The sequence below is a fragment of the Paenibacillus sp. yr247 genome, from assembly GCF_900103825.1.
In the GTDB taxonomy this organism is placed as follows: domain Bacteria; phylum Bacillota; class Bacilli; order Paenibacillales; family NBRC-103111; genus Paenibacillus_E.
Window position 1 is genome coordinate 327,281 of the sequence record NZ_FNIF01000001.1, and the last position, 23,284, is coordinate 350,564.

Annotated in this window: 29 protein-coding genes and 1 pseudogene; 28 read left to right on the forward strand and 2 right to left on the reverse strand. The window is 45.4% G+C overall.

All coding sequences use genetic code 11. The features are described from left to right. Positions 1 to 16: 16 nt before the first annotated feature. The 6 genes and pseudogenes from BLT91_RS01450 (at position 17) to BLT91_RS01470 (ending at position 3,059) form a co-directional block, all read left to right on the forward strand. Positions 17 to 655, forward strand: coding sequence for a ThuA domain-containing protein (locus tag BLT91_RS01450; protein ID WP_090815859.1), 639 nt, complete (start codon positions 17 to 19; stop codon positions 653 to 655). 114 nt (positions 656 to 769) lie between these two features. Beyond that, complete coding sequence (locus BLT91_RS01455; protein WP_090815861.1) at positions 770 to 997, forward strand: DinB family protein; 228 nt, start codon at positions 770 to 772, stop codon at positions 995 to 997. A 19-nt stretch (positions 998 to 1,016) separates the two neighbouring features. After that, positions 1,017 to 1,343, forward strand: coding sequence for an L-rhamnose mutarotase (locus BLT91_RS01460; RefSeq protein ID WP_090817169.1), 327 nt, complete (start codon positions 1,017 to 1,019; stop codon positions 1,341 to 1,343). A 168-nt stretch (positions 1,344 to 1,511) separates the two neighbouring features. Further along, the gene (locus BLT91_RS01465) at positions 1,512 to 2,360 is read left to right on the forward strand and encodes a copper amine oxidase N-terminal domain-containing protein (RefSeq protein ID WP_090815863.1); all 849 of its coding nucleotides are present in this window, start codon (positions 1,512 to 1,514) and stop codon (positions 2,358 to 2,360) included. A 148-nt stretch (positions 2,361 to 2,508) separates the two neighbouring features. Beyond that, positions 2,509 to 2,604: pseudogene (locus tag BLT91_RS32530) on the forward strand (hypothetical protein); the annotation flags it as partial. 314 nt (positions 2,605 to 2,918) lie between these two features. Beyond that, on the forward strand, positions 2,919 to 3,059 hold the full coding sequence (locus BLT91_RS01470) for an N-acetylmuramoyl-L-alanine amidase (RefSeq protein ID WP_090815865.1): 141 nt from the start codon (positions 2,919 to 2,921) through the stop codon (positions 3,057 to 3,059). A gap of 167 nt (positions 3,060 to 3,226) precedes the next feature. Here BLT91_RS01470 and BLT91_RS01475 read toward each other — a convergent pair whose 3' ends face one another. After that, positions 3,227 to 3,433, reverse strand: coding sequence for a DUF1657 domain-containing protein (locus BLT91_RS01475; protein WP_090815867.1), 207 nt, complete (start codon positions 3,431 to 3,433; stop codon positions 3,227 to 3,229). Between the two features lie 194 nt (positions 3,434 to 3,627). On the opposite strand from BLT91_RS01475, the gene BLT91_RS33395 reads away from it, so the two are divergent. The 20 genes from BLT91_RS33395 (at position 3,628) to leuS (ending at position 21,121) form a co-directional block, all read left to right on the forward strand. Further along, positions 3,628 to 3,837, forward strand: a complete 210-nt coding sequence (locus BLT91_RS33395; RefSeq protein WP_302847444.1) for a DUF421 domain-containing protein — start codon at positions 3,628 to 3,630, stop codon at positions 3,835 to 3,837. Positions 3,838 to 3,918: 81 nt separating this feature from the next. Beyond that, on the forward strand, positions 3,919 to 4,029 hold the full coding sequence (locus BLT91_RS33400; RefSeq protein WP_368086770.1) for a YetF domain-containing protein: 111 nt from the start codon (positions 3,919 to 3,921) through the stop codon (positions 4,027 to 4,029). A gap of 37 nt (positions 4,030 to 4,066) precedes the next feature. After that, positions 4,067 to 4,231: a DUF421 domain-containing protein gene (locus BLT91_RS33405; RefSeq protein WP_302847445.1), complete on the forward strand. Its 165-nt coding sequence runs from the start codon at positions 4,067 to 4,069 to the stop codon at positions 4,229 to 4,231. Between the two features lie 180 nt (positions 4,232 to 4,411). Beyond that, the gene (gene spoVAC / locus BLT91_RS01485; RefSeq protein WP_090815869.1) at positions 4,412 to 4,885 is read left to right on the forward strand and encodes a stage V sporulation protein AC; all 474 of its coding nucleotides are present in this window, start codon (positions 4,412 to 4,414) and stop codon (positions 4,883 to 4,885) included. Positions 4,886 to 4,889: 4 nt separating this feature from the next. Continuing rightward, complete coding sequence (gene spoVAD / locus BLT91_RS01490) at positions 4,890 to 5,909, forward strand: stage V sporulation protein AD (RefSeq protein ID WP_090815871.1); 1,020 nt, start codon at positions 4,890 to 4,892, stop codon at positions 5,907 to 5,909. After that, entirely contained in the window at positions 5,906 to 6,256 is a 351-nt protein-coding gene (gene spoVAE, locus BLT91_RS01495) for a stage V sporulation protein AE (protein WP_090815874.1), read from the forward strand. Before spoVAD ends, spoVAE begins: the two co-directional genes overlap by 4 nt. 383 nt (positions 6,257 to 6,639) lie before the next feature. Next, a complete protein-coding gene (locus BLT91_RS01500) occupies positions 6,640 to 7,599 on the forward strand; it encodes an AAA family ATPase (protein WP_090815876.1) in 960 nt (319 codons plus the stop codon). Positions 7,600 to 7,603: 4 nt separating this feature from the next. Then, on the forward strand, positions 7,604 to 8,890 hold the full coding sequence (locus BLT91_RS01505) for a DUF58 domain-containing protein (protein ID WP_090815878.1): 1,287 nt from the start codon (positions 7,604 to 7,606) through the stop codon (positions 8,888 to 8,890). Further along, positions 8,883 to 11,114: a transglutaminase TgpA family protein gene (locus BLT91_RS01510; RefSeq protein ID WP_175532045.1), complete on the forward strand. Its 2,232-nt coding sequence runs from the start codon at positions 8,883 to 8,885 to the stop codon at positions 11,112 to 11,114. The genes BLT91_RS01505 and BLT91_RS01510 overlap by 8 nt, the downstream gene beginning before the upstream one ends. Before the next feature lie 60 nt (positions 11,115 to 11,174). After that, positions 11,175 to 11,951 (forward strand): alpha/beta hydrolase, encoded by a 777-nt coding sequence (locus BLT91_RS01515; protein ID WP_090815882.1) that lies wholly within the window; start codon positions 11,175 to 11,177, stop codon positions 11,949 to 11,951. Between the two features lie 91 nt (positions 11,952 to 12,042). Continuing rightward, positions 12,043 to 12,537 carry a YqeG family HAD IIIA-type phosphatase gene (locus tag BLT91_RS01520; protein WP_175532046.1) on the forward strand — a complete coding sequence of 165 codons (495 nt, stop codon included), beginning with the start codon at positions 12,043 to 12,045 and terminating at the stop codon, positions 12,535 to 12,537. Between the two features lie 8 nt (positions 12,538 to 12,545). Beyond that, positions 12,546 to 13,661, forward strand: a complete 1,116-nt coding sequence (yqeH, locus tag BLT91_RS01525; protein ID WP_090815884.1) for a ribosome biogenesis GTPase YqeH — start codon at positions 12,546 to 12,548, stop codon at positions 13,659 to 13,661. A gap of 17 nt (positions 13,662 to 13,678) precedes the next feature. Then, a complete protein-coding gene (gene aroE, locus BLT91_RS01530; RefSeq protein WP_090815886.1) occupies positions 13,679 to 14,539 on the forward strand; it encodes a shikimate dehydrogenase in 861 nt (286 codons plus the stop codon). A 20-nt stretch (positions 14,540 to 14,559) separates the two neighbouring features. Next, on the forward strand, positions 14,560 to 14,853 hold the full coding sequence (yhbY, locus tag BLT91_RS01535; protein WP_090815888.1) for a ribosome assembly RNA-binding protein YhbY: 294 nt from the start codon (positions 14,560 to 14,562) through the stop codon (positions 14,851 to 14,853). A gap of 12 nt (positions 14,854 to 14,865) precedes the next feature. Continuing rightward, the gene (locus BLT91_RS01540) at positions 14,866 to 15,453 is read left to right on the forward strand and encodes a nicotinate-nucleotide adenylyltransferase (protein WP_090815890.1); all 588 of its coding nucleotides are present in this window, start codon (positions 14,866 to 14,868) and stop codon (positions 15,451 to 15,453) included. Next, complete coding sequence (yqeK, locus tag BLT91_RS01545) at positions 15,443 to 16,009, forward strand: bis(5'-nucleosyl)-tetraphosphatase (symmetrical) YqeK (protein ID WP_090815892.1); 567 nt, start codon at positions 15,443 to 15,445, stop codon at positions 16,007 to 16,009. The genes BLT91_RS01540 and yqeK overlap by 11 nt, the downstream gene beginning before the upstream one ends. Before the next feature lie 18 nt (positions 16,010 to 16,027). Continuing rightward, positions 16,028 to 16,375, forward strand: coding sequence for a ribosome silencing factor (rsfS, locus tag BLT91_RS01550; protein ID WP_090815894.1), 348 nt, complete (start codon positions 16,028 to 16,030; stop codon positions 16,373 to 16,375). Then, positions 16,372 to 17,265: a CvfB family protein gene (locus BLT91_RS01555; RefSeq protein ID WP_090815896.1), complete on the forward strand. Its 894-nt coding sequence runs from the start codon at positions 16,372 to 16,374 to the stop codon at positions 17,263 to 17,265. Before rsfS ends, BLT91_RS01555 begins: the two co-directional genes overlap by 4 nt. Before the next feature lies 1 nt (position 17,266). After that, positions 17,267 to 18,028 (forward strand): class I SAM-dependent DNA methyltransferase, encoded by a 762-nt coding sequence (locus BLT91_RS01560; RefSeq protein WP_090815898.1) that lies wholly within the window; start codon positions 17,267 to 17,269, stop codon positions 18,026 to 18,028. A 633-nt stretch (positions 18,029 to 18,661) separates the two neighbouring features. Further along, complete coding sequence (gene leuS / locus BLT91_RS01565; protein ID WP_090815900.1) at positions 18,662 to 21,121, forward strand: leucine--tRNA ligase; 2,460 nt, start codon at positions 18,662 to 18,664, stop codon at positions 21,119 to 21,121. 15 nt (positions 21,122 to 21,136) lie between these two features. On the opposite strand, the gene comER is transcribed toward leuS, so the two are convergent. After that, positions 21,137 to 21,976, reverse strand: a complete 840-nt coding sequence (gene comER, locus BLT91_RS01570; protein ID WP_090815901.1) for a late competence protein ComER — start codon at positions 21,974 to 21,976, stop codon at positions 21,137 to 21,139. Between the two features lie 131 nt (positions 21,977 to 22,107). Here comER and BLT91_RS01575 point away from each other — a divergent pair, with 131 nt between their 5' ends. Next, complete coding sequence (locus tag BLT91_RS01575) at positions 22,108 to 22,626, forward strand: ComEA family DNA-binding protein (RefSeq protein ID WP_254776746.1); 519 nt, start codon at positions 22,108 to 22,110, stop codon at positions 22,624 to 22,626. A gap of 103 nt (positions 22,627 to 22,729) precedes the next feature. Beyond that, positions 22,730 to 23,242, forward strand: coding sequence for a deoxycytidylate deaminase (locus BLT91_RS01580; RefSeq protein WP_090817178.1), 513 nt, complete (start codon positions 22,730 to 22,732; stop codon positions 23,240 to 23,242). The last annotated feature ends 42 nt before the right edge of the window (positions 23,243 to 23,284 follow it).

The window sequence follows — 23,284 nt, forward strand, 5'->3', positions numbered from 1 at the left end:
GAGGAGGGAAAGGCATATGAGCGATAAAACGAATGTACTATTGATTGGTGATGACACCGATGCTCCATGGCATCCTTTGGAGCCGGCAAGACAGGAGCTGGAAGCGATTCTTAGCGGCGAGTTTCAACTTACAAGTACAGAGGATTATAACTGTTTCGCGGAGTTGGATCAAAGTCAATTTCCGTTATGTATTTCCTATACGGACTGTTGGAACCGCGACCTTACAATGGAACAATCTGCAGGTCTTCTACGGTTTGTGGCAGGTGGCGGAAGGCTGCTTGTCATCCATAACGGCATTTCGCTGCAGCGCAGCTACGAGCTGCTGCAGATGATCGGCGCAAAGTTTATCGGGCATCCTCCTTACCAGGCGCTTAAATATTACAGGACAGCAGAGAATCATCCATTACTGGAGGGTGTCGAGAACTTTAACATGGATGAAGAGCCGTATTTGTTCGATTTTGACCCCTTCACCCCCAAAACTGTTTTCTTAGAGTTCGAATTTGCCGGAAATCGTTACCCTGCGGCCTGGGAACAAGCTTATTGTCTCGGGAAAGTCATCTATTTACAACCCGGTCATCACGCACCGTCGTTTAAATCGGAAGCATACAGGCGGTTAGTGCTCAACAGCGCGTGTTGGTTGAGCGGTCGGAGCTAGATGAATTAAACCTTGCAAAAAGCATGATTGATCAACGGGCATTAACATTGTGCTACTATTCAAAAAGATATGTGTTAAAATATTCCATAACGAGTGTTTAAAGGAGTGAGGGCGATGGAACACTATTTGTTCAAACAACTGTCCTTCGTGAGGGGCCAAATCTTAAAAACGGTGGAGGGGTTAACGGAGGAAACTGCCGACCGAATCCCCGAAGGGTTTCGGAATACAATCCGTTGGCAGTTGGGGCACATATTTGTCGTATTGGAACGGTTCGCGTTTCAATATGCAGGACTTCCACTTCATTTGCCAGAAGGGTTCAAGGAGCAGTTTGAATATTTTTAAATTAGGGAAGGGTGATCGCATGACGAATAGCGGGAAATTCGCATGGACATGGACCATACGCGAAGAAGATTTGGAGGAATATGTCCGTATGCATCTGGCTCCATGGCCGGAGATTATGGAAGAGCATAGAAAAGCCGGCATTCGGGATTATTCTATCTTTCAAAATGGTGCACAGTTTTTCTACTGCTTCTTGTGCGATGATATAGATGCTGCATTTGCTTACTTAGCTGATAGTGAAGTGTGTAATCAATGGAATGCGATTACCTCGAAGATGGTCGTTGGTTCCTTTGATTTCCGAGAAGCCGTGCCGATTCAACCAATGCGTGAAGTGTTTTATTTGAAATAAATAGGCGTAGAGCCTTGGGAAGCATGTGCTTCCTAAGGCTCTTTTTTATGCAATCTTGCAGCAACAGCGGAGGTGGATTTTTTTCAATTATCAACCGACCCCTCCAAAAATAAGAATCATGTCGAATATGTAGGAGAGTAAATAAATCCCAATTGAGGAGCCATTATTATGAAAATGAACAAGCCCTGGATGATTACAGCTACATGCATTGTTGTATCTAGCCTTATGACTGGATCTGCTTTTGCAAAATCCGAGAATGGCAATAATGCTGATAAAGCAGATACGTCCAAACCAGTCGTAGAACTAAATGTGAAAGTTAATGGGGGTAAGGATGCAACTGTAACCTCCGATACTTATGGTAGCCATGGCAAAAACGGTTATTTAGGTCTTCTTCATGCGCTCGAAAATGTAAAGGATAAGCCAGCCGGAGCTGTTATTGCCGATCTTCTTTTGACAAACTACGGTGCTCACATTAGCGATCAATTAAAGGCTGAGCTTGATGCGATTAAGGAGCGGGATGCTGCTCTTTCTGCTGTTGCCGATGTATTGGACGAGCAGGGTAGTGTAACTGATGCGGTTTATGTTCAGAAGGAAGCAGTAAAAGCAAACATTAAGAACCTGAACTCCTACAAGAAACTGGGCAAGCTTTTTGAAAAACTAGGGAAAAAAGGCGTGCTATTGTATGTGAATGGTGAGGAGCCTGCTTTGGAAGTTAATCCTTTCATTAAAGATGGCAGCACGTTGGTTCCATTCCGTGCGATTTCGGAGTCGCTAAAAGCCGAAGTGACATGGAACGCGGAAGAACGTTCGGTAACGGTTACTCGTGGCGGAATTACAGTGAAGCTTTTTATCGATAGCACAAAAGCTTTTGTAGATGGTAAAGAAGTAACACTGGAAGTTCCTGCAGTCATCGTTGAAGGCAATACTGTTGTACCGGTTCGTTTCATTAGCGAAGCTCTAAAAGCTACTGTTAAATGGGAAGAGGAAACGAAGTCAGTTGTGATTTACGAGGAATAATAAGTTTATTATTCATGTGGAGCTTACCTTCGGGTAGGCTCTTTTCATTTAAGCCAAAAAACGGAGTCCCCGTCGCTTATTTGGAAACTTTCGGTTCGGCAGGTAATCGCGGCACAGTTAATCTGCTCAGGACAACTGTATATTGACGGGCTACAAAGGAGTCCCATACAAACGGATTCAAGGCTGGGGACAAGGGTTAGGACTTACTTTCTTGGCATCCTTGCTCAATTGCAAAGACTGTTAGGAGTTAATCGAGATGAGTGTAACCAATCTCTTATGCGCTATCTTGTTAAAAAGCGATGGTGGATCTATACAAAACGCTATTTAGAAATCTATCAAAAAGTTATGAAAATAATAGTTTAATCTAGCGCGCACGCCATTAGGGATGCAACGTTTTTTTGCACGCTCTTGCCTATGGATGAATACACTAGAGTACAATTCGTGCTACACAATTACGGTGTATCCTGAAACCGAGAAGCCTTACCGCGTAGTCATTGTGCGATATGACTTTCGATTATTGGAGGGGTAAATAAGGGAATTTAGGGAGGTAATGATTCTATGTTGAGTGTGGCAGATGCGAATAAAATCATTGCTTTTTTATCTGCGGCGTATTTGGCAACCGAAGATACAGTAGCAAGAGAAGAGTTTCATCGATTGGCTAATGAGCTGAGGAAGGCATCCGGTCAGCCATTGGAATAAGTAGGAATCTCATTCGAAATGAGGGGCGGCATGAATGCCAAAAGAAAAGCTGATACTGCTTATATTAGTTCTGTTCGTTTTACTCACTCTGATCCTCAACAGTTTGTTTTAACCTAAAAACAGCCGTTTGCGAGAACTCGCAGCCGGCTGTTTTTTAGTTTTTCGGACTAGAACCCTTTGTATTGAGGTTCTTCGTTTTCCAGTTGCTGCACCCGGGAGGCAACTTGATTTACGATGTCTTGCGCGGATAGAGCCGCAGTCTCATACAATTGTTTAGCTTCTTGATTCTGTGTGCTTAGAGCAAACGTTTCTAAGCTGGCCTGCGCACTTTTAAGTGAGGCCAAAGTTGTTTTTACGTCAGAAGCTACCGTCATGTTGTGCACCTCTTTTTTTTTTTTAATTGCAACCAAATGGCTTTGGCTTTTTCATTTGTTTGCGCTCATTAATATGCCCTGACTTCTCGCTGTCATAATTAACAATTAAATCCAATCGGATTCGATGATAGATGACACTTAAATTGTGCATAATGATTTTGTTTAGCGTTATAGGAAGGAGAGAGGGAAAGATTGTGGCAGATTGGGTATATATCATTGTCAGAGCGTTTAGTGCACTGGTCATTCTATTTGTACTAACGCGAAATTTTGGGAAAAAACAAATATCTCAACTGACTTTTTTTGAATATGTCCTAGGCTTAACAATTGGTGACTTGGCTGGATCTATGTCAACCGATGTCGAAGCTAATTTCGCGCATGGGCTCATCGCTTTACTTGTCTGGTGACTCATCCCTTTTGCTCTTGGATTTTTAACGCTCAAAAGTAAGACTTTACGCCTTTGGTTTGAAGGTAAAGGAACAGTTGTCATTAAAGATGGCAAAATATTTGAGGATTCTTTAAAAAAAGAACGTTATGCGGGGGATGAACTGCTCGAGCAGCTGCGCACAAAAAGTATTTTTCGAGTTGCCGAAGTATAATTCGCAATGCTCAAGGCTAGCGAGGACTTAAGTTGTTTTGCTAAAAAGTGATCTACAACCGCTGACACCTAAGCATCTTGGTATGAAGTTGATTAGCAAGAAGCCAAAACAGACGGTTATCATGGACGGTAATATCAAGATGAGTCCTTGGCTGCGACAGGAAGAAGTCGAGGATGGCTACATAAGGAACTGGTTAAGCTAGGAGTAACGAAGGAAAATGTATTCCTCGCACATGTAGACACGAATGGTGAATTAACCGTTGATCTCTATGATGGCAAGCGAAGCAGATGTATGAAGTATGTTCAGAGCAGTTAATGAAGGTGATTCGAGACCTTTCTACGATTCTGAGAACCTAGATGCTCGAAGGAGCAGGAGGGAATGTATGGCCAACAACAAGAAGAAAAACCTGACAATGACTCAGCAGGAATATCAGAACTTAGCGAAGCTTAAAGAGCCCAAAAGACCCGTTCTGAAAAACTGTATGCGAGCCTTTTTGGTTGGAGGAACCATTTGTTTAATCGGTGAATGTTTTATGCAAATGTTCATTAAGTGGTTTGGTTTCACGGAAAAAACAGCAGGCAACCCAACGGTTGCTGTATTAATTATCATCTCTGTTATACTGACCAGCTTCGGAGTGTACGATAAAATAGCTCAATGGGCTGGTGCAGGCAGCTCTGTACCTGTGACTGGTTTTGCGAATTCGTTATGCTCTGCAGCGATTGAGCATCGAGCGGAAGGACTTGTACTTGGTGTAGGCGGCAATATGTTCAAGCTAGCTGGCTCGGTTATCGTCTTCGGAACTGTAGCAGCTTTTCTGGTAGGAATCGTGCATCTTATAATTATGGGCGGGAGTTGACCGTATGCTGAAGGGGCATCAGAGCTGGGTCTTTGAGAATCGCCCCGTCATTCTTTCGACGGGGACGGTAGTAGGACCTGATGAGGGCAAAGGACCCATAAGTGATGATTTTGATTTCGTTCATGGTGATTTGACCCTTGGTCAGAAGACATGGGAAAAAGCTGAGAAAGCGCTGCTCGAAGAAGCTGCGCAGCATGCGCTTGATTGCGCCGGGCTTACCGGCGGTCAGATTCAGTTCTATATTGGAGGTGATCTGATGAATCAGATCATCTCCAATACCTTCGCTGTTCGTACGCTGGGCATGCCCTATCTCGGCATATTTGGCGCTTGCTCCACATCGATGGAAGGGCTAGCGCTTGCCGCGCAGCTGCTGGATTCAAGTGCCGCCAACTATGTGATGGCGGGGACCTGCAGCCACAACTGTACGGCAGAGAAGCAGTTCCGTTATCCGACGGAATACGGATCGCAGAAGCCTCCGACAGCGCAATACACAGTAACCGGCGCTGGGGTCGCAGTGCTGGGGAAGACGGGTGACGGTCCTGTCGTCACCTCAGCCACGATCGGACGGATCATTGATATGGGAATCACGGATCCGTTTAATATGGGCGCTGCAATGGCTCCGGCGGCAGTAGATACGATTCAAGCTCACTTTCGTGATCTGAATCGTGAGCCTGGTTACTACGATCTTATCGTTACCGGCGATTTAGCTACGGTAGGTTCCGATATTGCCCGTGAGTTATTTCAAAAGCACAAGATTCCGATCGACCAAACAACGTATGATGATTGTGGTTTGATGATCTATCATCGAGACAAGCAAAACGTGCAGTCGGGAGGAAGCGGATGCGGTTGTTCGGCAACCGTCACTTACGGCCATTTACTTAAGCGCATCAAGAAAGGGGAATTGAAGCGAATTCTAGTCGTAGCGACTGGAGCTTTGCTTTCTCCACTTTCCTTTCAGCAAGGGGAAAGCATCCCTTGTATTGCACATGCTGTTTCTATTGAGTCTGGAGGGTTGTACGCATGAGCTTTTTTTGGGCTTTTGTTATTGGTGGAGCCATCTGTGTATTCGGCCAACTATTGATGGATATAGGGAAGTTAACACCAGCACATACGATGAGCACACTAGTCGTTCTTGGCGCTATAGCAGACGGCTGTAACTTGTATGATCCATTCATTGAATTTGCTGGTGCGGGGGCAACCGTTCCGATTACCAGTTTTGGCAATGCGCTTGTGCACGGAGCGCTTGAGGAACTGCATAAGGATGGATATATTGGTATCATAACCGGCATTTTTAAAGTAACCAGCGCGGGTATTTCGGCGGCTATCATATTCTCGTTTTTGGCTGCTGTATTTTTTAAACCTAAAGGATAAATAAATGATTAGGCAAGCAAGCCCCTTCGGATAGAACCGAAGGGGCTTGTTTTGTGTCTAATCGATCAGAAGAACGCAATACTTCGCATGGTTAATTTTAACAAATAAGTTTAGAGGAAATACAAGTATACGGACGAAAAACTTTACTGTAAACTGGATTTACGCACTTTTTCTTAACTATTCTGAGAAATACGGACATATGGGCGTATTTTCGCCTATTGGTAGCGTTTAAGTAATAGGCAGTGCAAAACACTCAGCACCGCTTTCGAAGAAAGTTTGCAAACAAAATTCAGCTTATGCTTACGACGTAAGTTTTCTTACGAAAACTCAGCTCGTGCTTACGAAGTAAGTTTTCTTACGAAAACTCTAAGGAGGATCAACAAATGGAAACTGCCACCCATCATCATGTAGAAGTTCTAGCTAGGCTGAAAGCAAATTTAGAATCATGCATTCTTGGCAAGAGCTCTGAGATTGATTTATTGCTTACCGCTATGCTGGCCGGCGGACATGTTTTGCTTGAAGACGTTCCAGGTACAGGCAAGACTGTGTTGATCAAGGCTCTAGCTCGATCCATTGATGGCCAATTTCGCCGCATTCAATGTAATCCGGATTTATTACCTTCCGATATTACAGGTGTTTCTATATATCATCCTAAAGAAGAGAAGTTCCTGTTCCGTTCAGGACCGATTATGACGAATATTTTGCTCGTAGATGAAATTAATCGGGCAACAACCAAGACGCAGTCTGCTTTGCTGGAAGCCATGGAAGAACAGCATATTACGGTTGACGGTGATTTACACGAGCTTCCTTCTCCCTTTCTCATGCTGGCCACCCAGAACCCGATTGATTTCGAAGGCACCTATATATTACCTGAAGCGCAGCTGGACCGATTTATGATTAAGCTTAGTCTAGGATATCCGAGTGAAGCCGCTGAGAAGCAAATGATTGCTACCCAGAGCAAGGTGCATCCGATGGATGCCCTACAGGCTATCATGGATACATCTCAGGTGCTAGCGATACAAGAGCAGGTCCGTCAAGTCCACTTGGATGAAACGGTAGCAGATTATTTAGTCACTATTGCTAGAAAAACACGTGAACATCACGCTGTTTTCCTTGGAGCGAGTCCAAGGGCAACACTCTCATTAGTATTAGCCTCCAAAGCTTTTGCTTTCTTGGGTGGAAGAGACTATGTGATACCTGATGATATCAAATACCTAGCTCCTTACGTTCTAGGTCACCGGATGATTCTTCATTCCGAAGCCCGTATGGACGGGGCCACGGTTTCTTCAGTTCTCGGCGCGATTTTCGAGCAGGTACGCGTGCCGGTTCGATTGGAGAAGTGAGCCTATGAATCGACCGGTATTCAAACGATTCGGGGAACGTCCCCGGTTTCCGGCAGCTCTATGGCTACTTATTTCGTGCTTCACGGCTAGCTTATTCTTCCTACTTTTTCAAGGAGGTAAGCTGGCCTCCATGCTTTTTATTATCATCACACTATTGTCAGTGTATTTGCTCTCTGGCAATTGGAGCGGAGTTAAACGTGCACTTGGAACACGCAAACTTACAAATACAGGGCAGGAAGCACAGCTTGAAGCGGGGCAATCTCTGCAGATCAGTATTCAAGTACAGATTCCAGGATACTGGCCTATTCCGTACATGATGATCAAAGACCAGCTTATTCGTCAGAATGGGGAAGAAGCCATATTCGAAGGGTCGCTAGTCCCAGATTGGAAACGTAGAGGCGAACTATTTTACAGTACACCTCCTTTAAGAAGAGGATATTACCGATTTGGTGCGACGGAGTGCTTAACAGAGGATATTTTTGGTTTTTTTCAACATAAAGGCCTTATTCAGCTCCAGCAGCCGATCACTGTGTATCCACAAACCGTTACGATTCGGGAGTGGGCGCAATTTCATCAAATGCTCAAAGGTATGCAGCATCATTCTACAACGACGAGAGCGCATCGTGAAACGACGCAAATTAATGGTGTCCGCGAATACATTTATGGAGACCGCTTATCACGTATTCACTGGAATGCCACCGCTAAGACAGGTACGTGGAAATCCAAAGAGTTCGAGCGAGAATCCCTGCCTAAAACGATTATTTTGTTGGACCGAACTGCCCGTGCTTATGCGGACGCAGACGAGTTTGAACTGGCGGTTTCTGTTGCAGCTTCCTTGTTTCGCTATGGAGCTGGCCGTGACTTGGCACTGGGATTGCTTTCGATTGGGAAGGAATCCACGTATTTTGAACCGAAACAAAGTCAGAATCATCACAAGCATATATTAAAACATTTAGTCGGTGTAGAAGCAGATGGTTATCATTCTTTAAATCAAATTATGAAGGAACACTCGAGAGATTTGCCAGCTGGTTGCTTCTTTGTACTCATTTCTCCGCAAAAGGGCTCGGTGATGCTGCAGGTACTAACTCAACTGGAGCATCTCCAGATGAATCCATGCCATATCTGGGTTCATGCACTACCCTCTCATGCTGTCAAACTGCAAGGAACGGAAAATGAAAGCACGCAGGAGGATTGGATAAAGGCAATTCGCTCACAAGGTTATATGGGTTATGAGGTCAGTCATTTGGCGGACTTGCCTAACCTGTTGGGAGGGGCGAAACGTTATGCCTAACTCAGTGTGGAAAAGGATCTTACTTACCGATTGGGAACAACGAGTAAGCGCTATTCTTACAGGTATTTTTCTTTATCAATTTGTGATTTGGATCATGAAAGAAGATGGTTTATGGTTGCCGGAAACCGTCGCCTTTGTGACCGGTACCCTGGGAATTGTAGCAGCTACTTACCTCATACCGCATCTGCACCGCGGATGGCGAACCGTAATCCAATTTATATTGATTCTATGGCTACATGGATTGGGTATGAGCTACCATTTTGTCGCTGTGCATGTGACGACTTGGAAAGATGTTCTGAAGTGGATTGCTCTGAATGCGGGGCAGCTGGAGCCATTCATCTGGTTTAGTTTGACCGCGTGGATTGCTTATTTGTTTGCCATGTGGTCAGTACAATCGAGATTACGTGTGTTTGTCCTTATCGTTGTTAGTATTTTGTTTTTCGCCATTCGAGATTCCTTCAGCATGATCTTTTTGTGGCCGCAAGTGGCTATGGTTATATTCTGCGGTTTTTCACTGCTGATGGTGCGGCATTTTTCTCTACTAAAGAAGCGGGCACCCGTTATTTGGGAAACGATTACCGATTACCCATCTTCCCTCGTTGTTCCTATATTATTGATTGTCAGCATCACCTTTTTAGTAGGTCTATTTGCACCAGCCGTGAATCCGATATTAACGGATCCTTATACGGCTTGGAAAGTGAGCCGCGGCGAAGCCGTCCCTCTGTTAGGAAAAGGAGTCAGCATCACGGCATCTACAGGCGATACTTCCTCCGGCTACAGTAGAGATGACAGCCGGCTTGGCGGCGGGTTTCGGTTTGATTATACGCCCGTAATGACTGTCGAGACGAGTAAGCGAACTTATTTCCGTGGCGAAACAAGAGCATTGTATAATGGAAAAGGATGGGATCTTAGCCCTACAGAGCGGAAATTACCTATCAATCGTGTAAACGTTACTCCGCTGCCGCTGGACACGAGATTTGATCAATCGCTTTTGAAAACGAAAGAAGTGACACAAAAAGTTGTCATGGATAGAGATGACGTATTTCCCGTTTTATTTGGGGGATTTGCTATCCAGAAAATTGTGGAAGTGAATAAAGGTGAGAACCCGTTTCAACGCATTTTATGGTCGCCTCGCCAATCTGAGCTTCGTTTTGTAGGGAAAAGTAATTATCCTCACGATTATACGATCATTACGCAGGAACCCATCCTGGACGTAGCGTTATTACGAGAAGTCAAATCAGACTATGCCAATCAACCCGATTGGGCGGAGTACCTGCAATTGCCTGCTGACCTTCCCGAACGAGTAAAGCAGTTGGCAATCGACATTACCAAGACCGCGACGAATCCTTATGATAAAGCGAAGTTGATCGAGAAGTATTTGTCTGAGCATTATCCGTATACGAACACGCCAGATGAAAGTAAGGGTAAAAGTAAGGATTTTGTGGATCGTTTCTTATTTGAAGTGAAGCAAGGGTATTGTGATTATTACTCAACGTCCATGGCTGTACTCACCCGTTCGATTGGGCTTCCAACTCGTTGGGTGAAAGGTTACTCATCAGGCACTTCACCGATACCTGAGCAATATAGAGATTTTGGCATCTTGAGTCAACTGGGCAAAGATATAGATATGGATGGGGCAGGTACTTATACGGTTAGAAATTCAGACGCTCATTCTTGGGTAGAAGTGTATTTCGAAGGCTTTGGTTGGATCGCCTTCGAGCCGACCTCCGGCTTCAAGTTACCGAATCTGTTCCCAGAGGAAACCCCGCCGCCTGTTGACCTATCTACGGAAAGCGATCCTGTTACTTTGCCTGATTCAACCAACCATGCTCCAAGCCTAACATGGCTATGGCTGACGTTAGGCGGTGTAGCAGCTGCCGGAGTTGTTGCTTTAGTTCTATTCTTTATCATTAAAAGCGACTCTTGGAGAGCATGGCGAACCCGCAGGAAACAAATGCAGGTCGTTAATTTTAATCAAAAAATTATTGTAGAATTCGAGAAGCTGCTGCGATTAAGCCGTCGCAAGGGCTACACAAGACATGAGCACGAAACGATGCGAGAAGCGACCAAAAGGTGGTCGAATCAGAGCAAGTGGATGAAAAAAGAGCTGGAAACCGTGCTCGAGCTGTTTGAACGCGCGAAATACAGTCAGGCAAATTCCACTGAAGTAGACTTCCTGACCGTTAGTCAGTCTATTACTAGATTAAAAGAACAAATGAAATAAGCCAAATAAGCCACTCTCCTTAGAAGGGGGTGGTTTTCACTATGAGAGGAGTTTACTAATATGGCCTTTATCGATTGTCATTTTTATTCAGATTCCCTTGGTGTTTCTGCCTCAATGAATGTCATTTTGCCGCAAGCGGCTCAAAATCAAATCGGGTTAGCATCTGCCGTGTATGGCAAAAAACATCCCACGCTATATTTGCTGCACGGATTGTCAGATGATCACACCATTTGGATGAGAAGAACCTCGATTGAACGTTATGCATCGCAATTGGGAATAGCGGTAGTTATGCCGGCTGTTAATCGCAGCTTTTACACAGATATGGCGGCGGGGCCGAAATATTGGACTTTTATTAGTGAAGAATTACCTGCTTTAGCACGATCTTTTTTCCCGTTGGCTGAAGAAAGAGAACTGAATTATGTGGCAGGATTGTCAATGGGCGGTTATGGCGCAATGAAACTGGCGCTAACATATCCAGAGCGTTTTGCAGCCGCAGCAAGTTTGTCGGGTGCATTAGATGTAGTAAGCATAGCTTCGAACCTCCCGGACGAATTCAAACTGATTTATGGAGATACGTCCAAAATTAAAGGCAGCGGGAATGATTTATTTTATTTGGCAGAGAAGCTGTTAGGCAAGGAGGGAAAAGCTCCTCAACTCTATCAATGCTGCGGAACGGAAGACTTCCTTTATAAGGATAATATTCGATTCCGCGATTATTGCCATGAATTACATATCGACTTGACCTATGAAGAAGAGCCAGGCGAACATGAGTGGGGCTACTGGGATCGTAAAATTCAAAACGTATTGAACTGGTTACCGCTTCCTGACCGCTCCTAGTGGGAAAGTATGTTCTTTTCTTTTTGCAACGTGAGGGGCACTATGGTATAGTTTCTCGTATATGTCGAGGAAGCAGTTGGAGGGAATTTGTTTGCTGAAAAAACTTTTACCCAGACAGTCCGTACATACAATCTATGATATTGATGCCACTCATCTATGGGGATTTGGTGTTCGCGGTATTATTACTGATCTCGATAATACACTCGTAGGCGCACGTGATCCGCATGCGACTCCTGAGTTAATAGAGTGGTTGAAACGCTTGCAGAAGATCGGATTCAAGGTAGTCATCGTGTCCAATAATAATCATGGTCGGGTATCGAAGTTTGCGGAGCCACTAGGCATTCCCTTCATTCACCGTGCTAAGAAACCAACAAACATTTCATTCCACAGAGCTATGAAGCTGCTTGGTACGAATGCCAGACAAACAGCCGTCATAGGTGATCAAATGTTAACAGACGTTCTTGGAGGCAATCGGATGGGGCTTTACACGATCCTAGTTCAGCCAATTTCAATTAAGGATGAGGGTTTTTTTACAAAAATTAATCGTCGTATTGAGAAATGGGCTTTATCTAGGATGAAGAAATAGGAGGTTTCATGAGTATAGAAACGATTAATCATTGTGCGGGTTGCGGCGTATTGCTGCAGACAGAAGAAAAGAGTAAGCTCGGCTTTATTCCGGCTGATGCGATGCAGAAGGAACCGCTAATTTGTCAGCGCTGCTATCGTATAAAGCATTATAATGAATCTTCGAGTATCACATTGCAGCAGGACGACTTCCTTAAATTACTGGGACATGTTGGTCAAACAAAAGCTCTTGTTGTGAAAATCGTGGATATTTTTGACTTTGAAGGCAGTATGATTAGCGGTCTTGCACGCTTTGTTGGTACGAATCCCGTTCTGCTGGTCGTAAACAAGATCGATTTACTGCCGAAAGTGACGAACGCAAACAAGATCATTAACTGGGTACAGCGCAGAGCTAAAGAGGAGAACCTTAAGGTTGTTGATATCGTTCTGTGCAGTGCGAAGAAAAATATAGGCTTTGACCGTGTGATTACAGCTGTGCAGGAATATCGCGGTAACATGGATGTCTATGTTGTCGGCGCAACGAATGTCGGTAAATCGACACTTATTAACCGCTTAATCAGCGACTACAGTGATTTGGAATCTGAGCTCACTACGTCACAGTACCCGGGTACGACGCTGGATCTGGTAAAAATCCCGTTGGATGATGGCCGGTTTATCGTTGATACACCCGGTATCGTGCACACACATCGTCTAACCGAAGTCGTGAAAAAGCGTGATTTAGCCCGGATTATGCCGGATAAGCCGCTAAAACCGATGGTGTTTCAATTAAATGAAGCGCAAACGTTATTTTTTGGTGCATTAGCTAGGTTTGATTTTATCAAAGGCGACCATCAGTCATTCACGTGTTACACCTCTAATGCGCTTCAAATACATCGTACTAAGCTGGAACGGGCTGATGAATTATACGAAGAACACAAAGGTGTGATGCTTGCGCCACCTAACCTTGCGGATTTGGATGAGCTTCCTAGGCTTGTGAAGCACCCGCTGCACATTCCGAAAGGGAAGCTGATGGATGTGATGATCTCCGGTTTAGGCTGGATTAAAGTGAACAGCTTAGCTGGAGCGCAGCTTGCTGTTCATGCACCGAAAGGGATTAAGGTTATTACGCGTGAGTCTTTGATTTAGGGGGAAAAGAGGAGACCATGGAGAAGAACCGGACGATTGACAGTCATACGATTTTATATGGGGTATTCGGAGATCCGATTCGTCATTCCCGTTCACCGATTATGTTGAATCGTGCTTTTCAGGAAACAGGGATTAACGCTGTTTACGCTGCTTTCCACGTTCGTCCTGATGAACTTGGCGATGCGGTTCGCGGGATACGGGCGTTAGGATATCGCGGTGTCAACGTAACGATTCCACATAAAGTGGAGGTTATGCAGTACCTGGATGAGATCGATGAAGGAGCTAGGATCGTTGGTGCGGTAAACACCATCGTTAATGAAGCTGGCAAGCTAATCGGTTACAATACAGACGGTATTGGCTACGTGCGATCGTTGAAGGAAGAAACTGGCATCGAATTGACAGGAAAAAGTGTTCTTCTCCTTGGAGCCGGCGGAGCAGCCAGAGGCGTTGCCTATGCGCTTGCGAAAGAAGGAGCGGGCCGCATCTACATCGCGAATCGAACCAAAGAACGCGCTTTGGAGCTTGCCGACACAATCAGCGCTTATACCAAAGCGATCGGACTTGGGATGGACGAGCTAGGACATGTTGTAGATGAGGCGCAATTTGTTCTGAATACAACTTCTGCCGGCATGCATCCTTATATAGATGAGCTTCCATTACCGGTAGAACTGCTGCGAACGCATCATCTAGTTAGCGATTTAATTTATAATCCGCGAATTACGAGGTTTCTTCGTGAAGCGGAAGCTATTGGGGCCAGCATCCACGGCGGACTCGGTATGTTTATTTATCAAGGTGCTTTTGCCTTTGAATATTGGACTGGTACTCCTGCACCCGTTGCAGTAATGAGACAGGTGGTAGAACAGTCGTTAGCTGAATAAGTATGAATAGAGGGACATCTATGTTAACAGGCAAACAGAAACGTTATTTGCGCTCAATGGCGCACCATTTAGATCCGATCTTTCAAGTAGGAAAAGGCGGCGTGAACGATCACTTGATTCGTCACATTCAAGAAGCTTTGGAAGTTCGTGAATTGATTAAAATTACCGTGCTAAACAACAGCGGAGAAGATCGTGACGAAGTCGGCGCCGAATTGTCCGAGAAGTCGGGTGCAGAGCTTGTGCAGGTTATCGGAAAAATTGTTGTGCTCTACAAAGAATCGCGTGACAAGAAGAAGATTGAACTGCCGCGCTAAAGAGGTGGAAGCATGCTTGTCGGAATTATGGGAGGCACCTTCGACCCGATTCATACCGGTCATTTGATCGCGGCGGAGCGAGCGAGGGTGGGAGCAGGACTGGACGAGGTATGGCTGATGCCGGCTAATGTAGCGCCGCATAAATCGATTGCGCCAAAAGCAACGACTCAGCAGCGTTGGGAGATGGTGTGCCTTGCTGCGGAAGGCAATCCTTTTTTTCGTCCAATTGATATCGAAATTAGTAAAGGCGGCGTATCATATAGTATCGATACGATTGAATTGCTATGCAAGGAATATCCAGATACGGAATTTGCTTATATTATAGGTGCAGATATGGTTCAATATTTGCCGCAGTGGCATCGCATCGATGACATCGTGCGGCATATTCGTTTTATCGGTTTAGCCAGGCCAGGCTATGAACTCGATACAACGCATATGTCTATGAATATTCGTTCTCGCGTGACAATTGTACCTATGCCGCTTGTAGAGATTTCATCAACAGCCATTCGAGAGGAAAGGCAGCGCAGTAGATCAGTCCGTTACCTTGTTCCAGAGGCGGTGAATGGTTTCATGGAGGTGAACCGATTGTATGAATCGTGAGGAACTAATGGTAGCGGTGAAGGAACAAATGCCTGAGCGACGCTGGCTGCATACACTCGGTGTGATGGAAACAAGCGTTATTTTGGCCAATCGTTTTGGTGGTGACCCTGTTAAAGCCGACCTCGCGGCGATTTTGCACGATTATTGCAAGTATTGGCCCGTGCAGGAACAAGCTAAGATTATTCGCGAGAATGGTTTGCCACAGGACTTATTGGACTACGATAAGGAGCTATGGCACTCCCATGCTGGTGCTTATATAGCTGAGGCACAATTTGGAATCCATGATGAGGAGATACTTGATGCAATTCGATATCATACCTCAGGACGTGAACAGATGACATTATTGGATAAAATCGTTTGCTTAGCGGATTATATGGAGCCTGGGCGCGATTTTCCAGGTGTGGATCACATTCGTGAAATCGCGAATCAAAGTTTAGAGAAGGCTCTAGTCGCCGGTTTTGACTCCACAATTAGCTTTTTAATTGCCAAAGGCAAACGGATTTATCCGCTTACCATTTTGACCCGAAATGATTTGATTGAACAAATAAACAGATAATATTTGGAGGATGATTGAATGAGTAAAAACCCTGAGGAAATTTTGGCTTTTGTTGTTGAGGCTGCTGAGGATAAAAAAGCGGCAGATGTCGTAACCCTTAACTTGCAAGGCGTTTCCCTTATTGCCGATTATTTCGTTATTTGTCACGGGAATTCAGAAACACAAGTGCAAGCGATTGCCGGCGAAGCTAGAAAGAAAGCGCATGAGCACGGTGTAAATATCAGAGGCTTCGAAGGTATTGATACAGCAAGATGGGTGCTGCTTGATCTAGGGGATGTTGTTCTTCATGTCTTCCACCGCGATGATCGTGAATATTATAACATTGAAAGACTTTGGTCCGATGCCAAAGTTGTGGAGCGCGTATGAGACTGGAAGCAGGATCCCTTGTTACCCTAGAGGTGGCGAGGGAAGTTCCGCCTAATGGTTATTTCCTGAGCGACGGCTATCAGGATGTCCTTCTGCCTTATGCGGAGATCGTGGGTAAAATTAAACCTGGAGACCAGGTGGAAGCTTTCTTATTTCACGATACACAGGATAGACTTATGGCGACAATGAAACGTCCGCTTCTCCTCATGGGCGAAGTTGGGTTGCTGGAAGTTGTAGATATTCACCCTAGATTTGGTTATTTCCTTGAAATGGGTCTTGGTCGCAATCTACTTCTTCCTTACCGACATGTCCCGGAATTAGAGACGCTGCGTCCTCAGGTGGGAGATAAGGTATATGCTACGTTAGCTCATGATCGACAAGGTCGTTTAATCGCGAAGCTAGCGCTGGAGGAGGATTTGGCTCCTCTTTGTGTTCGCGCTCCTTCGAGTTGGGGTAATCAGTGGGTCAAAGCACGTGTGTATAGACCCCTGCAAATAGGTACCTTCGTCATTTGTGAAGCCGGTGTCCTCGGGTATGGCGTTATCGGTCTAATCGCCGCTCCGGAACGAACACGTTTGCTGCGCGTAGGTGAGTTGGTTGACGTTCGGGTTGCTTTTGTGCGTGAAGAGGATGGACGAGTCAATCTATCGATGCGGCTGCCGAAGGAAAAGGGACTCCATGAAGATGCTGAGCGAATAATGAGTGTCCTCCAAGAGCGACCTGGGAAAGCGATGCCCTTTTCCGACAAAACATCGGCAGACATTATCAAAGATCGGTTTGGCCTAAGTAAAGCGGCTTTCAAACGTGCATTAGGCAAGCTTATGAAGGACGGGCTCATCTATCAGGAGGATGATTGGACCTATCTGAAACAAGAGGAGACCCAAGGCTAACATGAGTTACGAAAAATTTGCCTATACCTATGACCGCTTAATGAACAGCATGCCATATGATGAATGGCTTCGTTTTGTTAAGGAAAGCTTTGAACGATTTGGTATGCAGCCTTCTACGGTAGTGGATCTAGGCTGTGGAACCGGAAATTTGACGATACCGCTAGCCTTGGAAGGGTACCAGATGACGGGTATTGATTTATCTGAGGACATGCTGGCAGTCGCCGAGCAAAAATCAAATGAGCACAACGGTCAGCTTCGCGGAGGCACCATTCGTTGGGTACAACAGGATCTGCGTGAATGGGACCTCGGTGAACAAGTAGATGCGGCACTATCCTTCTGTGATAGTCTCAACTATTTACTAGAGGAAGAAGACATCGTAGATGCTTTCCGTCAAACCTTTGAAGGGCTTAAGCCGGGAGGTCTATTCCTTTTCGATGTTCACACGCCGGAGCAATTGTTCGCTTATGCGGAATCTCAGCCTTTTTTCCTGAATGAAGACGATGTTGCATACATATGGACAAGCGAGTTAGACGAGGAAAGAGTACAAATTGAGCACGATTTAACCATATTTGTCAAAGATAGTAGTGGCAGGGATACATTCCGACGCATCGACGAAACTCATCAACAACGGGCTTACTCTTTGCAATGGCTGGGGCAAATGCTGTTGGCTGCTGGCTTCACTCAGGTACATATGGCAGCTGACTTTACATGGGAGCAACCAACACTGTTGACCGAACGAGCTTTCTTTGTTGCTAAGAAATAAACCCATAAAGGCCATCGCTGCTTGACAGTTCGGCATTATTTTACATATAATCAAAGCTAATCAGATGTGCTTAAAGCTTAGAAGAGGACTAGTAACTTGTACAACATCTTTCAGAGAGCCGGATGTAGGGTGGAAGCCGGTAGATGTCAGTCTTGTGAACTCGCCTTGGAGCTAGAAGGTGAATCACCATGTAAAGCGGAGAGACTTTGAGCTACGCTCAAAGATCCCTAAAGCGGAGAGACTTTGAGCGTAGCTCAAAGATCCCTATAGCGGAGAGACTTTGAGCTACGCTCAAAGATCCCTATAGCGGAGAGACTTTGAGCTACGCTCAAAGATCCCTATAGCGGAGAGACTTTGAGCTACGCTCAAAGATCCCTATAAATGGTGCTAGCTGGATCGTCTCACCCGCGTTAAGGGGCAGAGTGAACACAGACAAAGAATGTCTTGTGTTAACTAGGGTGGTACCACGGGAATCTAACCTCTCGTCCCTAGCGATATCCGCTAGCGATGAGGGGTTTTTTGGCGCTTACAGCGCTTTTGAATCACGAAGATGAATGGACTGCAAGGTTAGTCGGTGATTCCGTCACCTGCTCGTCTAAGCATTCAATGGCCGTATACAGGGAGGAATTACACATGACACAGGAAACCAAAGAAACAAAAGAACTGCAAGGTTATAACCCGCAAGCGATTGAGCCGAAATGGCAAGCTTATTGGGATGCGAAGAAAACGTTCAAAGTGCTGGAAAATTCGGATAAGCCGAAATTTTATGCGCTCGATATGTTCCCCTACCCATCCGGAGCAGGCTTGCACGTAGGGCATCCTGAAGGCTATACAGCAACGGATATTTTATCGCGTTTCAAACGAATGAGAGGCTTTAACGTTCTTCATCCAATGGGATGGGACGCTTTCGGACTTCCGGCAGAGCAGTATGCGTTGGATACGGGGAATGATCCGCGTGAGTTCACGAAGAAGAACATTGATACGTTCCGTCGTCAAATCAAATCACTCGGCTTTTCATATGACTGGGATCGGGAAATTAGTACAACAGATCCTGAGTACTACAAATGGACGCAATGGATTTTCATCCAGCTGTACAATAAAGGACTCGCTTATGTGGATGAAGTGCCTGTGAACTGGTGTCCGGCTCTGGGTACTGTTCTTGCCAATGAAGAAGTAATTGACGGTCTGAGCGAGCGGGGGAACCATCCTGTTATTCGTAAGCCGATGCGTCAATGGATTCTGAAAATTACCGAGTATGCTGAGCGTCTGCTGGAAGATCTTGAGGAACTTGATTGGTCTGAGAGCATTAAAGATATGCAGCGTAACTGGATTGGTAAATCAACGGGCGCAGAAGTTCAATTTGCCATTGAGGGACACGCGGAGAAAAGTCTGACGGTATTTACAACACGTCCAGATACTTTGTTTGGCGCTACTTACTGTGTATTGGCACCTGAACATGAACTGGTGCAGCAAATTACAACGGTTGATCAAGCAGCTGCCATCAAGGAGTACCAAGAGAAGGCTTCACGCAAAAGCGATCTTGAGCGTACGGATCTCGCGAAGGACAAATCAGGTGTTTTCACAGGGGCTTATGCTGTCAATCCGGTGAATGGCGCGAAAGTGCCAATTTGGATTGCTGACTATGTACTTGGCGGTTACGGTACAGGAGCTATCATGGCTGTTCCGGGCCACGATCAACGTGACTGGGAGTTTGCTAAGCAGTTCGATTTGCCGATTATTGAAGTTGTGCAAGGCGGAGATTTAGAGAAGGAAGCTTATACTGGGGATGGCGCACACGTCAATTCCGGTCCGATCAATGGGATAAACATTGAACAAGGGATCAGCCATATGATCGCTTGGTTGGAGCAGAATGGCAAAGGCCGAGGCAAAGTAACCTACCGTCTGAGAGACTGGCTCTTCAGCCGTCAAAGATATTGGGGGGAGCCGATTCCGATTCTTCATCTTGAAGATGGCACAATGAAGCCTGTCCCGGTGGATCAGCTGCCGCTCCTGCTTCCTCAAGTTGATGAAATTAAACCATCAGGCACTGGTGAATCACCGCTGGCGAACGTGTCGGAATGGGTGAACACGATCGATCCGGAAACAGGTATGAAAGCTCGCCGCGAAACGAATACGATGCCGCAATGGGCAGGCAGCTGCTGGTATTATCTGCGTTTCATCGATCCTCGTAATGATAAAGAGTTCTGCTCGCAGGAGCTTCAGCAGCAATGGCTGCCTGTAGATCTTTACATCGGCGGTGCGGAGCATGCTGTTCTTCACTTGCTGTATGCACGTTTCTGGCATAAAGTGCTTTATGATCTTGGCTTTGTTCATACCAAGGAGCCTTTCCATAAACTTGTAAACCAAGGGATGATTCTTGGCGAGAACATGGAGAAAATGAGTAAATCTCGCGGCAACGTTGTAAATCCGGATGATATCGTTAACGATCAAGGTGCGGATACGCTGCGTATTTACGAAATGTTCATGGGACCACTTGAAGCAACAAAACCTTGGAACACAACCGGTGTAGAAGGTATTTATCGCTACTTGAATCGTGTGTGGAGGCTGTTTGTTGACGAGAACGGACAAATACAAGCCAAGATCAGCGCCGACGAAACACTTGGCAGCGAAACATTCAAGCGGACATGGCACCGTACGATCAAAAAAATAACCGAGGATTTCGATGCCCTTCGGTTCAATACAGCGATTAGCCAAATGATGATCTTTGTCAATGAAGCGTATAAAACGGAACGTTTACCGCTTGAAGCAATGAAAAATTTCGTTCAGATGCTATCTCCGATTGCGCCGCATTTGGCTGAAGAGCTTTGGGAGAAGTTGGGCGGCACAGAATCGATTACTTATGAGCCGTGGCCAACTTACGATGAAACATGGACTGTCGATAATGAAATTGAGATAGTGGTGCAAGTGAATGGCAAAATTGTTGATCGTGTGATGATATCCAAAGATACAGATGAAGCAGCGATGGAAAAAATCGCTTTTGATCTCGACAAAGTCAAAGAAGCGACCGCCGGAAAGGCCGTTCGCAAATTAATTGTTGTAAAAGGAAAGTTAGTGAATATCGTTGTAGGATAGTAGGAGAAAAGTTGACTATTGGGAAGGCAGCTGCTTCAATGAAAATAGAAGCTCAGCCTTCTCAAGGTCTTCTTCATATTTAGCGTGTGTAGCACAAATGACTCGGGAAAAAACTCCGGCAAGCTCGTCGTCCAAGATGCGCAATCCTTCTTCTGTGATTCCGCCCGGTACAGAGACGCGTTTTTGCAAGGAGGCAGGGTTGAAGCCCCCGGTTGTAAGCAGTTTTCCCGTGCCTAGCGTCATTTCGCTGGCTAGCAATGTGGCTTCCTCAATCGAGATGCCGGTTACCTCAACAGCTGCATTAATAAACGATTGAATGAAATTGGCTAGAAATGCAGGACCGCAGCTAGATAGATCCGAAGAGATTCGCGTATAATTTTCGGAGACACGTATTGGTGAGGAGATATGGGCAAATAGGTTTTCAAGCCATTCTTTATCCTCAGGCTGCATGCGATTCCCATGAATACATAATGTAGCACCACTAAGCACATAGTTTGTGATACTTGGAATAATTTTGCTTATTTTTGCTGGGAGATGACCTTCCAGATGTTTGATCAGGACAGGGCTAGTGATGGATACGATTAATTGAGAGGGGAGCACGTCCTCTTTAATTTCATCAATAACCTTCTTGAATTCAGACGGCTTCACACATAGAAAGATAAGATCGCTCCCCAGTACGACATCTCTATTCGACCCGGCAACCTGAAGCCCAGGATATGTCTCCGCAAGAAGCTCGACTTTTCGAATTGTTCGATTTGCAGCAATAATTTGCTCCGGATTGAAAGCGCCAGAATGAATGAACGCTTCAATCAGAATACTTCCCATACTCCCAGTACCGATGAATCCTGCTTTCATCTAGTAATCCCTCCCGAAAAAAATCAGTCATTTTCATCTATAGTATATAGAACTGGGTTAGTTTTGGATACCATTCGGATGCTTTTTCATGTATATGCTCACTTATTGGCGATTATGTTAGGAGGGAATTCGTGGATTTATTTAGTTATAAAAAAGGGAGGATCCTGCTCATTTTAGCTGCGATCTGTTTAATTGCTTTCGTAGTTTGGCCCTTCTTACTAGGAGGCAGATCTACGATAGAAACTGAATTTTCACCGATGAATGCTCAGATGCAAGCTATGATATCTCATGCTGCGGAGGAGCCAACCCCTGAAACAAAGCCATCAAATACGCCAGACTTCAAGTCGACAACACCCACACCCATACCCACACCCATAGCCAATGCTAACAAACCTGCAAAACCTTCTGCCACACAACCAAAAGCAAGTTCTCCTCCCGCACCGCCAACCAGCCAATTGGATCTTAACACCGCTACGCTTGAGCAATTAATCGAGCTGCCTGGGATTGGAGAAAGTAAAGCGAGGGCGATTTTGGACTATCGAATGCAAAAAGGTAGATTTAGCCGGATTGATGAGCTGACGGAAGTGAAAGGCATTGGAGAGAAAATGCTGGTGAAGCTGAAGTCATTCCTTTATGTCACTTCGATGTAGTCCTTTCTTTTATTTTGAGAGAAAATATGAGAAAATACTAGAAATGAAAAAAGGATACAATGACATCTATCATTGGCCATCGGAAGGAGAGGGCAGCTCCGTTATGTACCACCGTAAAGATTGGGATACGTATTTCTTGGATATTGCTTATATGGCGTCCACACGTTCAAGATGTAATCGACGGCATGTTGGTGCTGTGCTGGTTCAAGGTAAGAAACTGCTTGGTACAGCTTACAATGGTGCCCCAATGGGTGTACCTGATTGCACGGAAGCAGGTTGTATGCTTGTAGAAGAAATCGAGCTAAAAGTGGTGGCTGATATCGAGGAAGTCATTCGCAAGCAGCGCTGTATCCGCACCATCCATGCAGAGCAAAACCTGCTGCTGTTTACGGATCGCGAAGATCGCGAAGGCTCAATCGTCTATGTCACCGATCAACCCTGCTGGACTTGTGCGAACATGCTGGCTAACAGCGGTGTGACGGAGATCGTTTTCCATCGTGGCTACCCGAAGGATCATGAGAAAGTAAGTCACTTAATGGAGGCCCGAGGCATTGTCTTTCGCAGAATGGAGGGATACGAACCTCCACACGGCACTGTATCTGACGTTGTGAACTAATCATATTGAGGAAGAACCTCTTTCTAGAAGCAGCCTTTGCCG